The sequence below is a fragment of the Actinomadura formosensis NBRC 14204 genome (assembly GCF_001552155.1).
GTDB lineage: Bacteria > Actinomycetota > Actinomycetes > Streptosporangiales > Streptosporangiaceae > Spirillospora > Spirillospora formosensis.
In genome coordinates this window covers 16,374-28,140 of the sequence record NZ_BCQQ01000097.1, presented here as the reverse complement: position 1 = coordinate 28,140, position 11,767 = coordinate 16,374, and the positions used below count along the sequence as shown (strand labels likewise).

At 72.0% G+C, this 11,767-nt stretch carries 10 protein-coding genes and 1 pseudogene; 4 read left to right on the top strand and 7 right to left on the bottom strand.

Annotated features, from left to right (window positions below; all coding sequences use genetic code 11):
• The 6 genes and pseudogenes from AF1_RS23020 to AF1_RS22995 form a co-directional block, all read right to left on the bottom strand.
• Nucleotides 1–416, bottom strand: a pseudogene (locus tag AF1_RS23020) (histidine kinase); the annotation flags it as partial.
• Nucleotides 417–476: 60 nt separating this feature from the next.
• Complete coding sequence (locus AF1_RS23015; protein WP_242608964.1) at nt 477–1,754, bottom strand: glycosyltransferase family 4 protein; 1,278 nt, start codon at nt 1,752–1,754, stop codon at nt 477–479.
• Nucleotides 1,755–1,814: 60 nt separating this feature from the next.
• Nucleotides 1,815–3,008, bottom strand: coding sequence for a L,D-transpeptidase (locus AF1_RS23010; protein WP_067803024.1), 1,194 nt, complete (start codon nt 3,006–3,008; stop codon nt 1,815–1,817).
• Between the two features lie 247 nt (nt 3,009–3,255).
• Nucleotides 3,256–4,425 (bottom strand): L,D-transpeptidase, encoded by a 1,170-nt coding sequence (locus AF1_RS23005; RefSeq protein ID WP_131732876.1) that lies wholly within the window; start codon nt 4,423–4,425, stop codon nt 3,256–3,258.
• 92 nt (nt 4,426–4,517) lie between these two features.
• On the bottom strand, nt 4,518–5,135 hold the full coding sequence (locus AF1_RS23000; RefSeq protein ID WP_242608963.1) for a VC0807 family protein: 618 nt from the start codon (nt 5,133–5,135) through the stop codon (nt 4,518–4,520).
• Between the two features lie 435 nt (nt 5,136–5,570).
• Nucleotides 5,571–6,497 carry a LysR family transcriptional regulator gene (locus AF1_RS22995; RefSeq protein WP_067803021.1) on the bottom strand — a complete coding sequence of 309 codons (927 nt, stop codon included), beginning with the start codon at nt 6,495–6,497 and terminating at the stop codon, nt 5,571–5,573.
• A 141-nt stretch (nt 6,498–6,638) separates the two neighbouring features.
• Between AF1_RS22995 and AF1_RS22990 the strand changes: the two genes are divergently transcribed.
• The 3 genes from AF1_RS22990 (at nt 6,639) to AF1_RS22980 (ending at nt 9,596) form a co-directional block, all read left to right on the top strand.
• Nucleotides 6,639–7,991, top strand: coding sequence for a pyridoxal phosphate-dependent aminotransferase (locus tag AF1_RS22990; RefSeq protein WP_084263241.1), 1,353 nt, complete (start codon nt 6,639–6,641; stop codon nt 7,989–7,991).
• Between the two features lie 306 nt (nt 7,992–8,297).
• Complete coding sequence (locus tag AF1_RS22985) at nt 8,298–8,870, top strand: hypothetical protein (protein ID WP_067803018.1); 573 nt, start codon at nt 8,298–8,300, stop codon at nt 8,868–8,870.
• Between the two features lie 168 nt (nt 8,871–9,038).
• Entirely contained in the window at nt 9,039–9,596 is a 558-nt protein-coding gene (locus tag AF1_RS22980; RefSeq protein WP_067803015.1) for a CGNR zinc finger domain-containing protein, read from the top strand.
• Between the two features lie 24 nt (nt 9,597–9,620).
• Here the strand turns inward: AF1_RS22980 and folP are convergent, their stop codons facing one another.
• Nucleotides 9,621–10,460, bottom strand: a complete 840-nt coding sequence (gene folP / locus AF1_RS22975; protein ID WP_067803013.1) for a dihydropteroate synthase — start codon at nt 10,458–10,460, stop codon at nt 9,621–9,623.
• Between the two features lie 178 nt (nt 10,461–10,638).
• Between folP and gmd the strand changes: the two genes are divergently transcribed.
• Complete coding sequence (gene gmd, locus AF1_RS22970) at nt 10,639–11,673, top strand: GDP-mannose 4,6-dehydratase (RefSeq protein WP_067803033.1); 1,035 nt, start codon at nt 10,639–10,641, stop codon at nt 11,671–11,673.
• The last annotated feature ends 94 nt before the right edge of the window (nt 11,674–11,767 follow it).

The following is an 11,767-nucleotide window of genomic DNA, read 5'->3' as shown; positions in this document are numbered from 1 at the left end:
CCGGCGGAGTCGGGATGCTCGGTCAGGTCCGCCAGCCGCAGGGAATGCGGCTCGCGGATCAGCAGGCCGAGGATGCCTTCGCCGCGCGGCCAGTGCCCGATCGCCTTGATCTCCTCGTCGCTCATCCCGGTCGTGACGAACCGGATCAGATGCTCCCCCCCGTCACCGACGACGCCGAGGGCGCCGTAACGGGCGTCGACCAGGGTGGTGGCGGCCTCGACGAGCCGCCGCAGCACCGTCGCCAGTTCCAGGTCGCCGCCGATCGTGACGACCGCCTCCAGCAGCGCGTGCACGCGGTCACGCGTCGACCGGGCCGCCTCCAGCCGGGTCTGCAGCTCGGTCAGCAGATCGTCCAGCTTCAGCTCCGGCAGGACGAGCCGCGCGTGCTCCGCCCCCGAACGAGACTCCTCACTCACACCGCCAGTATTCCCACTGACCCGCCGGGACCGGAAACAGGGCCGCCGTGACGGCGGGCATCACCGCCCGGCACCGGCCGACGTGATGAGACGCGACCAGCGGGGGCCGATGTGCTCCATGTCGTGGGAGCGCACGGACCGCAGCGCCCGGTCGCCGAGCCGGGCCCGCAGCCCCGGGTCGGTGATCAGCTTGCGGAGCGCCGCGGTGAGGGCGTCCACGTCCTCGGCGGGGACGAGCAGCCCGTCCGCACCGGAGGTGATCAGCTCGGCGGGGCCGTGCGGGCAGTCGAACGAAACGACCGGCAGGCCCATGCCCATCGCCTCGATCACGACCATCGGCATGCCCTCGCGGCGCGACGACAGGACGTAGATCGACGCGCGCGCCATCTCGGCCGGCAGGTCGGGGGTCTTCGGCCGCAGCTCGGCCCGTCCGGTGAGGCCGAGTTCGGCGATCATCGCCTGCAGCCGGTCCCGCCGCGCCCCGGACCCGAAGATGCGCAGCGTCCAGTCGGGATGCTCGGCGGCGAGCGGCACGAAGGCGCGCAGCAGCAGGTCGAAGCCCTTGGTGCGGACGAGCCGCCCGGCGGCCAGGATGACCTTGTGCTCGCGGCGGGACGGGACCGCGGGGAGCGGCGGCGCGGCGTTCGGGATCCGCACGATGCGGACGCCGGTCCCGGCGAGCGCCGCCGCGTAGTCGGCGCGGGCGGCCTCGGTGAGCGTGGCGAGGACGGTGAGCCGCCGGTACGCGCGGAGGACCTGCCGCCGCAGGGGAGGCTGGTAGGAGCCCAGATTCATGTGGTCCTGCCCGATCGTGGCGACGCCGCGCGGGCCGAGTTCCGCGGCCAGCAGCACGAGGGACGGCCGGGTCCCGATGAGAACGTCCACCGGCGGGCGGTACACCGCGCGCAGGAGCCGGACGTCCGTCAAGAGGGTCACGTGGCGGAACGACGCCTCGTCCGCCGGTATCAGGAGGCTCGGCAGCCGCTCCAGCAGGCGGGCCGCCCTGCCCTTGGGGGCGAAGCGGTCATCGGCGTAGGTGACCGTGACGCCCGCGGGGAGCGGGAAGAACGGCTTCCCGGTGTTGCGCACCACGCTGACGATCTCGACGTCGTGATCACGGGCCAGGTACCCGCACAGGTTGAGCACCGTGCGGATCGTGCCGCCCGCGCCGTGCGCGCTCTGCAGCAGGACGCGGACGCGGAGCCGGTCACCGGGCGGCGGGACGCGACGCCGCAGGCGCAGCGGGCGCAGCCCCCAGAGCGCCGAACGGCGCAGGACACGGTGTGCCCTGCGCCGGACGCGGCGCCGCAGGCGCAGTGGACGTGCTGACTCGCTCACCGGGTCCCCGATCGCAGACGGCCTCGTCCGGCCATTTCCCGCGCGCGGGTCCCGGCAACGTCATCCGGTGGTCACGGTCCGGTCGAGGGCGCTGCCCTTGACCCACCGGCTCCACGGCATCTCGTAGTAGCTCCAGCCGTTGTTCCAGTCGAGCTTCCGCTTGCTCCCGGTGATGATCACCGGGTCGCCGCGGTAGGAGAAGTTGTAGAACCAGCGGGCCTGGCTGGGCGGGGAGTTGACGCAGCCGTGGCTGACGTTCTGGCGGCCCTGCGCCCACACGGTGCCGGCCATGGCGTGGACGTACTCGCCGCTGTTGGAGATCCGCACCGCGAACGGAATCTCCTCCTTGTAGCCGCCGTTCTTCTTGTCCTTGGGGTCGACGCCCATCCACTCCGACGTCATGATCGCCGGATTCTCCTTGCCCATGGTCAGGTGGATGCCGCTGGTGGTGAGGAAGGTGTCGACGCCGTTGACCACGCGTCCACCGCGGCCGGCGCTGATCGGCCAGCTGCGGACCTTCTTGCCGTTCTTCATGACGACGGCCTTGTGGGTCTTGGTGCTGACGTGCACGATGTGCGAGTCACCGATGCGGAACCTGCGCGTGAAGTCCGACACGCCGTAGGTCTGCTTGCCCGACTTGACGCCGGCCAGCTTCGCCCGGAACGCGACCTGCTGGTTGGGCTGCCAGTACTCCCCGTTCTTCGTGCGGAAGATCACGGTGGTGTCGTTCATCCAGAACCAGGCGCCGGTGGCGGGCTTGGTGGACTTGACCTCCAGGGCCTTCTCCACGGCCTTCTTGTCGGCGACCGCGCGGTTGAAGACGACCTGGATCGGCATGCCGACGCCGACCTTCTCGTTACTGCTCGGGGTGATGTCGACGATCTGCAGCGTGTTCGCCGCCTTCGCCGTGGCGAACGTCGCGTTGACCGTCGTCGACTTGCCCTTGGGGCTCTTGGCGACCGCGGTGACCTGGTACTTGGCGCCGGGGCGCAGCGTGCGCGACCTCCAGCTGGCCTTGTCGGCGGCCATCTCGCCCGACACCGGCTTGCCCTTGAGCGTGACGGACACCTGTTCCAGGGTGCCGCCCGCGGCCGTCACGACGACGCCGTTCTCCGGCGCGGCCTTGGTGTTGCCGTCACCCGGATTGATCGTCACCTGCGGGACGCTCGCGTCGCCCTTCTCGCCCACGGTGACACCGGCGTCCTTCTCGCCCCCGCTGCAGGCCGTCGTGAGGAGGAGTACAACCCCCGCCATCCCCGCGCCGGCCCGGACCCCTGCGGAAAACCTCCGCTGCACCTCGAACCTCCACTACCCCGCCGTCTATCAGGGAGACATTAGCGACAAAAAATCGAGATCATGCCACGTCCGGGCGTTTCGGCGGGGGTCCGAGATCAAAGCGTTGCACGGCGGGTGATCCGGAGCCGGCCTCCGGCCCCGGACGCGATGACGGACCTCCGCGGGACCCGGCGGCAGGGCTCTGCGGTGGGCTCGAGCGGAAGGTTCAGCGGAGGGCGCTGCCCTCGCGCCACTTGTCGAACGACATCTGCCAGAAGCTCCAGCCGTTGTCCCACTCGACCTCGCGGTCGCTGCCGGTGAGCTTGATGACGTCGCCGCGCTGCACGACGTCGTAGAACCACTTCGCGTTGGCGGGGCTGACGTTCAGGCAGCCGTGGCTGACGTTCGCCGACCCCTGCGATCCGACCGACCAGGGCGCCGAGTGCACGTACTCGCCGCTGTTGGAGAAGCGGACCGCGTAGTTGACGACCGTCTTGTAGTAGCCGGCGTCGCCCTCCTGGCGGCCCGGGGACGTCATCGTGACGGGGTTGCCCTTCTCCATCAGCAGGTGGACGCCGCTGGTGGTGGTGAACTCCCGCGTCTGCCCGTTGCCGGCGCTGAACGGGATCGTGCGCAGCTTCTTGCCGTCCCGCGTCACCGTCATGTGGTGCCCGCCGATGTCGCCGGTGGTGATCTGCGCGGCGCCGATGCTGATCGTCGCCTGGGCGTCCTTGGCCCCGTACACGCCGCCGCCCGCGTTCGCCCCGGCCAGCGCGGCGTGGAAGCGCACCGTCTGGTGCGGCTGCCAGTAGGTCTTCGTCCGGTAGACGACCTGGTCGGGCGCCAGCCAGCGCCAGGCGCCCTCGACTGGCTTGTCCGGCGTGACGCGCAGCGTCCGCTCCACGGCGGCCTTGTCGGTGACCGGGCGGTTGAACCGGACGAAGATCGGCATCCCGATGCCGACCTTCTCGCCCGTGACGTTCGGGGTCACATCCGTGATCGACAGTGTCCCGTTCGGCTTGAGCGTGGTGAACGCGCTGGTCGCCGTGCGGGTCTTGCCGCCGTCGCGGGCCTGCGCGGTCACGGTGTAGGACGTGCCGGGGGTCAGGGTGCGGGTGGAGCGCCATGTCTTGCGCCCGTCGCCGAACTCGCCGGTGATGGTCGCGCCCCCGCCCTGGACGGTGACGTTCTGCAGCTTGCCGCCCGAGGTCTTCACCTCGATGGTGCCGTCCGGCTTGACCTGGGCGGTCCCGTTGGCCGGGGTGATCGTCACCGCGGTGTCCGACCCGCCCGAGGCCAGCTTGCCCGCGCCGCCGACCCCGCAGCCGGTCACGAGCATCGCCACCACGCCCGTGCCGCCGGTCAGCACCAGCGCCAGCCGCCCATTAGTCGCCACGAACTCCCCCAAACCCGTCGAATGAATGTAGCTACACATGGAGACGCCCCGAACCTTGGGGAAGTTCGGGGCGTTCGTTGGGGAACCGCTGCTCAGGCGGCGGCCCCGGACGGGACGGGCTCGCGGTTGATGTGATGCACGACACGCTTGAAGCCCCAGACCGAGAGGGCGATGCCGATCGCCCCCAGCCCGGCGACGACGCCGGTGCGGATCCACAGGTACATGCTGAGCGACTCGTTGAACAGCATCCAGAGGCTGACCCCCACGTTCACCAGCAGGACCGCCGACCACAGCAGCGAGATCCGCAGGAAGAACTGGTGGACCCTGGCGTGCTTGTAGAACGCGTCGGGGATCGGCGCCATGTCCTTGGCGAGCTTCATCGCGAGGGGCTTGCCGAGCGGGACCGAGGCGAGGAAGGCCATGCTGACGGCGAGCGTGCCGAGCGTCGGCTGTAGGAAGTAGATGACCGCGCTGTGCGTGGCGGCCGCCAGCCCCGCGCGGACGGTCACACCGACCGCGGCCAGCAGCAGCATCCCCGACACCGGATGGCCGCGCACATACCGGTAGACGATGCCGCCGTACACCCAGACGACGGCGGCGATGAGCGCGCCGTTCAGGCCGAGCAGCATGAGCGCGGTGTAGAACACCACCACGGGCGCGATGACGCCCTCCACAAAGCGCGGGAACGCGTGCATGAGCAGCGCGGTCACCCGCGGCAGTTCGAACAGGTGGTGCCCGCCGGCCCCTGCGTGGCCGTCCCTCGGCGCCCGGGTCAGACCACCCGGGGCCTCGGATGGGGCCTCGGACGCGGGAACCTCCCCGGGGGGTTCTGCGGATTTTGTCGCCGGTCGTTCCATCGAGCGCTGTGCTCCCCGATCGATGTTCATGGACTCGGATGTGCTCACGGTTCGCCCCACGGTACGTGATGATCCGCACGCGTCCGTCCGTTTTGGGACGATCAGGGCCCGTGCGCCCGTTCCCTCCTTGGTTCGGCGACGGGACCCCTGAAGTGCGGGTCGCGGCCGGATGCGGCCGGGATGCGGCCGGAGTCGAACCGGTGGAACGGCCTTACTACGACTTTAAACGCGGATCGGCGCTGTTCTCATCCAGGGTTGGCCCTCTTTTCGGGTCAACCTTTATCCGGATCAGCCCTCCGGCGGGATCGTCTGGACGTCCCGCGCGGCGGCGTAGATGGCGCGCAGCGCCACCGCCACCGACGGCCTGCGCACGCTCGCGGCCCGGGTGACGGCGTACACCTCGCGGGCCAGCGTGCACTCGGGGATGCGCCGCACCGCCACCCCCCGGTCGCCGGCGGCCAGCGCCAGCGCGGGCACCGCGGTGATGCCGAGGCCCCGCGCGACCAGGCTGAGGATCGTGTGCAGCCCCTCGAACTCCCAGGGCACCGGGCGGGCACCGCCGACGGCGTCCAGCAGCCGCTCGACGGCCTGCCGGGACGGCTCACCGGGCGGCGCGGCCATCCACGGCTCCTCCCGGAGCCGCTGCAGGTCGACGGGCCGGTCCGGGTCCGACAGCGGATGCGAATGCGGGACGACCAGCACCAGCGGATCACGGCGCAGGTGGAAGAACTCCAGCGCGGCGGGCGCCTGGTCGGGGACCTTGCCCGTCCAGTCGTCGATGAGGGCGATGTCGACCTCGCCGCTCTGCACCTGGCCGATGCCGGCGCCGGGCACCGTCTGCCGCAGCACGAACGTCAGCCCGGGATGCTCGCCGAGGCTGCGCGCCAGCGCGGGCGCCAGCGCGACGGCGGCGGTCGGGAACGAGGTCACCACGATCCGGCCCGACGGCGCGTCGGCCTGCGCCGACAGCTCCGCCTCGGCCGCCTCGACCAGGCCGAGGATCTCCTCGGCGCGCTCGGCGAGCCGGCGTCCCGCGTCGGTCAGCTCGGCGCTGCGGGCGGTGCGGTCCAGCAGCGGGACGCGGGCCTCCCGTTCGAGCGTGGCGAGCTGCTGGGAGACCGCGGAAGGGGTGTATCCGAGAGCGGAGGCGGTCGCGGCGATGCTGCCGCGGCGGGCGAACTCGGTGAGCAGTCGCAGCCTGCGCAGTTCAAGCATCAGACCACCTTATGGTCAGCATCGATGAGACTCGCTTGTAATGATGCTCGATGCGGGCAACATTTGATCTGTGCCCGGCCGGGTCGCACACGGGAATTCAACGGTCACCCACCGTAATTTCGTCATGCCCTTGGAGCATTGATGCCTACCCAGAACCAGCCCCTTCAGAATCGACCCGCATCCGTCCGGGCGCTGTCCTTCTCGCCCCGTCAGGTCCCGCTGTCGGCGACGCTCGCGGTCAACGAGGCGATCGCCCGCAAGCGCAGGGAGGGCGAACGCGTGCTCCCCCTCGGCTTCGGGGAGGCCGGGATCCCCATACATCCCGCCCTGGCCCGCGAGCTGGAATCGGCCGCGGGCCGGGGCGCCTACGGCCCGGTCGCCGGGTCGGCCGCGCTGCGCGCCGCCGCGGCCGGGTACTGGGCCCGGCGCGGGCTGCCCACCGACCCGTCCACGGTCGTCGCCGGGCCCGGCAGCAAGCCGCTGCTGTTCGCGCTGCTGGCCTCGCTGGGCGGCGACGTCGTGGTGGCGGCGCCGAGCTGGGTGAGCTACGCGGCGCAGGCCTCGCTGGCGGGCGCGGAGCCGATCCGTGTCGCCACCCCGCCCGGCGAGGGCGGCGTGCCGAGCCCGGCACTGCTCGCCGACGCCGTGGTGCGGGCCCGCACACGGGGCCGCGACGTCCGGGCCGTGGTGGTGACGCTGCCCGACAACCCGACGGGGACGGTCGCCTCGGAGGCGACCGTCCGGCGGCTGTGCGCGGTCGCGCGGGAGCACGACCTGGTCGTCATCTCCGACGAGATCTACCGCGACCTGGTGCATGCGCCGGAACGCGCGGTGCCGAGCCCGGCCCTGTACGCGCCGGAGCGGACCGTCGTGACGACCGCGCTGAGCAAGAGCCTCGCGGCGGGCGGCTGGCGGCTGGGCGTCGCGCGGCTGCCGGAGGGGCCGTTCGGCCGCGCGCTGCATGACAGCCTGCTCGGGGTGGCGAGCGAGATCTGGTCCAGCGCCCCGGCGCCGATGCAGCACGCCGCCGCCTACGCGTTCGCGGAGCCGCCCGAACTGGTCGAGCACATCGACCGCAGCCGCCGCCTGCACGCGGCGGTCGCCGGCGCGGTCGCCGACCGGTTCGCCGCCGCGGGGGCGCGCGTACCCCGTCCGGAAGCGGCCTTCTACCTCTACCCCGACTTCGGGCCGCTGCGGGACGTGCTGAGCGAGAACCACGGCGTCCGCACCGCCGCCGACCTCACCCACCTGCTGCTGGAGCGGTACGGGGTCGGCGTCCTGCCCGGCAGCTCGTTCGGAGACGCCCCGTCGGCGCTGCGCATGCGGGTCGCGCCGAGCCTGCTCTACGGGGAGGACGACGAGCAGCGCCACGCGGCCCTGGCCGCGCCGGCGCCGGCGGCCCTGCCGTGGATCGCGAGCGCCCTGGATCGGCTGAGCGAGGTGCTGGAGGACCTGTCGGTGAGCGTCACCACGGGAGAGCCCGCGCTCGCCTGACGGGGGGTGGGGGGAGCCGCGGGCCGCCCGGTCGCCGGACGGCCCGCGGCTCGCTGTGTGAAGGTCCGGGCGCGCACCGTCACGGCCCGCGTGACCGGCGCGGGAATCGGCCGGGACCTGCGGCGCGGACGTTCTGCGTCCGGCCCGACTGGCACGGATAACGTGGTGTAAGGTCCAACGACGCACGGGGCGAACGTCACGAATCGACCAGCGGCAGGACAGCGAACGTCCGGTCCGCCTTGCCCGTGGTGAACCCAGGATGAGCGCGAAGTCACGCATGTGTGAAGGAAGGCGAGGGGGCCCGTCATGAGGCATGCACGGGACGGGGCTGCCGCGGCGATGAACGCCGCCTCCAGGATTCTCGTCGCGCGGGGCAAGAACGAGCCCCAGGAGATGGAGAACCCCGACGTGGCATGGGGCCAGCGGGCCCGTGACGGGGTCTGGGTGCCCACCAGGGACGGGCAGCGGATCCACCTCGGCATCGACGCCACCGCGGCCGATACGGTCGCGCAGGTGCTGCGTCCCAGCCTGCGGGTCTTCGTGGGCGTGGACGTCGACACCGACATCGTCGCGCAGACGACGGCGGGCGGGGTGCGGCTGCTCACCGTGATCCACGGCCCCGACGCCCCCTCGGAGTTCCGGTTCGCCGTCTCGCTGGCCGACGGCCTGGCGCTGGAGTCGATGCCCTCCGGCGGCTACGACGTCGTCCACCTGCGGTACGGGGCCACCGTGGGCCGGCTCTACAACCCGTGGGCGAGCGACTCGATGTTCCGCCAGGTGAAGGCCGACTACGCGCTGGAGGGCACGGCGGTCACGATGCGCATCCAGCACACCGACGCGTACTACCCGGTCGTCGCCGACCCGCACTACGAGCGCTGACCGCACCCGGAGGGCCGGATCGGGCCACCGGGCACGGCCGCCCATCCGCTCGGGGTGGGCGCCGGCATGCGCGGTCCTCGGCATAGGGTGGAGTCCACGGGCCGCGTTCCGGCCCCGGCGACGGCGCCGGGAGCACGACCGCCCCGGTCCCCTGAGACTGGAGTCATCGTGATCTTCACTCATGACACCGAGCGCGCGCTCGCCATCGTCGTCGAGCTGATCAACACCGGCCCGGCGGCGGCCGGCGCCGAACGGCTCGGCGGGCTGCCCGACCTGTGCGCGTTCGTGGAACGCCACGGGTTCAGCGACGTGGGCGAGCTCGCCGAGGCCGACCTGGGCCGGGCCAGGGAGCTGCGCGACCGGTTCCACGCGGTGTTCCGCGCCGACGGCGTGCCGGCCGCGGTCCGGCAGATCAACGAGATCGTCGGCGAGGTCCGCCCCACCCCGCACCTGACCGACCACGACGGCTACGACTGGCACGTGCACTTCTTCGCGCCGGGCGCACCGCTCGGCGAGCACCTGGCCGCCGACTGCGGCATGGCGCTGGCGTACGTGGTCGCGGCCGGCGAGCTGGACCGGCTGCGCACCTGCGAGGCGCCGGACTGCTCACGCGTCCTGGTGGACCTGTCCCGCAACCGCTGCCGCCGCTACTGCGACAGCCGCACCTGCGGCAACCGCATGCACGTGGCGGCCTACCGGGCCCGCCAGCGCGAGGCCGCGCACTGACGGCGGCCGCGGCGCGCCGCCGGATCAGGCGCCGAGGGCGGTGACGGCGTCCAGGGCGCGGCGGGCGGCGGGGACGTCGTGGACGCGGAAGACGCGGGCGCCGAGCAGCGCGGACACGCCGAGGACGGCCATGGTGCCGACGCCGCGCTCGTCGACGGGGCGGCCGAGCGTCTCGCCGATGAAGTCCTTGTTGGAGACCGCGACCAGGACCGGCCATCCGGTGGCGGTCAGCTCACCGAGCCGCCGGGTGATCTCCAGTGACTGGCGGGTGTTCTTGCCGAAGTCGTGGGCCGGGTCGATGAGGATCGCGTCGCGGCGCACCCCGAGGGACACCGCGCGCTCGGCCCCGGCCGTGACATGCGCGACGACGTCCGCGACGACGTCGTCGTAGCCGATCCTGTGCGGGCGGGTGCGGGGCGTGAGACCGCCCGCGTGCGCACAGACCAGCCCGACGCCGTGCGCGGCGGCGACCTCGGCCAGGCGCGGGTCGGGCCCGCCCCAGGTGTCGTTCAGCAGGTCCGCGCCGGCCCGCGCGACCGCTTCGCCGACCTCTGCGCGCCAGGTATCGACGCTGATCACCACGTCCGGATACCGCTCCCGCACGGCGGCGACGAGGTCCACGACCCGGCGCAGTTCCTCGGCGACGCCGACGTCCGCACCGGGCCCGGCCTTCACGCCGCCGATGTCCACGATGTCCGCGCCGGCGGCGACGGCCCGGCCGACGGCGTCCAGCGCCGCGCCGAAGCCGTAGGTGGCGCCCCTGTCGAAGAACGAGTCGGGCGTGCGGTTCACCACCGCCATGATCGCGTGGCGGCCGATCTCGCGCCCGTTCAGCCGCAGCGGCGGCACGTCCGGAGAGCTCATGATGGATCTCACCGTGGCACAGCCGGGGCCCGGCGGGCGAACCAGAAGGGAATTCGGTTCAAACGGCGCCCTCCCTCGTCATTGTCGCGGCGCGGTCGGTAATCTCATATTTCACGCTCGTTGCGGGTTCCACCCGTGGTGGGCCCGCGTCGGACCTATTTCAGCCATGGAGGATCCGCTGTCCAGGCGAGCACTCATCACCGGCATCACCGGACAGGACGGCTCGTATCTGGCCGAGCATCTGCTTGAGCTGGGATACGAGGTCTGGGGCCTGGTGCGGGGGCAGGCGAACCCCCATGTGTCGCGGCTGCGCAAGCACATCGGCGACGTGCAGATCACCACCGGGGACCTGCTGGATCAGGGCAGCCTGATCTCGGCGGTGGAGCGGGTGCAGCCCGACGAGGTCTACAACCTGGGCGCGATCTCCTATGTGCCGATGTCGTGGCAGCAGGCCGAGCTCACCGCCGAGGTCACCGGCATGGGCGTGCTGCGGATGCTGGAGGCGATCCGCGTGGTGTCGGGCATCAGCCCGTCCCGCACGCCGGACCGCGAGCAGATCCGCTTCTACCAGGCGTCCTCCTCGGAGATGTTCGGGATGGTCCGGGAGACGCCGCAGAACGAGAGGACCCCGTTTCATCCCCGCAGCCCGTACGGGGTCGCCAAGAGCTACGGGCACTACATCACCCAGAACTACCGCGAGTCCTACGGGATGTTCGCGGTCAGCGGCATCCTGTTCAACCACGAGTCGCCGCGCCGGGGCGCCGAGTTCGTGACGCGGAAGGTGTCACTGGGCGCGGCGCGCATCAAGCTGGGCCTGGCCACCGAACTGCGGCTCGGCAACCTGGACGCGCGGCGCGACTGGGGCTATGCCGGCGACTACGCCCGCGCGATGCGGATGATGCTGGCGCAGGACTCCCCCGAGGACTACGTCATCGGAACGGGCAAGACGCAGTCGGTGCGGGAGTTGGTGGAGTTCGCGTTCCGCACGGCGGGCCTGAACTGGGAGGACCACGTCGTCCTGGACCCCAGGTACACGCGCCCGGCCGAGGTCGACCTGCTGTGCGCGGACCCGAAGAAGGCCCGCGAGCAGCTCGGCTGGGAGCCCGAGGTGACGTTCGAGGGCCTGGTGACGATGATGGTCGAGTCGGACCTGCGGCTGCTGTCGGAGTCCGCGCGTCCCGAGGACGAGCCGTTCAGCCCCGATCACTGGTGATCCGGTGACCGCCCGGGCGGCGGGACGCCGCGGGCGCACGGGCTGACCTGCGGCCTTGATCAGCGGCTCCGGGCCGATGTCCGCCGGACCGATT

Bases quoted from the DNA above. Each gene is read 5' to 3' on its own strand.
- AF1_RS23010 (WP_067803024.1), bottom strand. From the start codon at position 3,008: ATGGCGGGGGTTGTACTCCTCCTCACGACGGCCTGCAGCGGGGGCGAG.
- AF1_RS22995 (WP_067803021.1), bottom strand. From the start codon at position 6,497: ATGCTTGAACTGCGCAGGCTGCGACTGCTCACCGAGTTCGCCCGCCGC.
- AF1_RS22990 (WP_084263241.1), top strand. From the start codon at position 6,639: ATGCCTACCCAGAACCAGCCCCTTCAGAATCGACCCGCATCCGTCCGG.
- AF1_RS22985 (WP_067803018.1), top strand. From the start codon at position 8,298: ATGAGGCATGCACGGGACGGGGCTGCCGCGGCGATGAACGCCGCCTCC.
- folP (WP_067803013.1), bottom strand. From the start codon at position 10,460: ATGAGCTCTCCGGACGTGCCGCCGCTGCGGCTGAACGGGCGCGAGATC.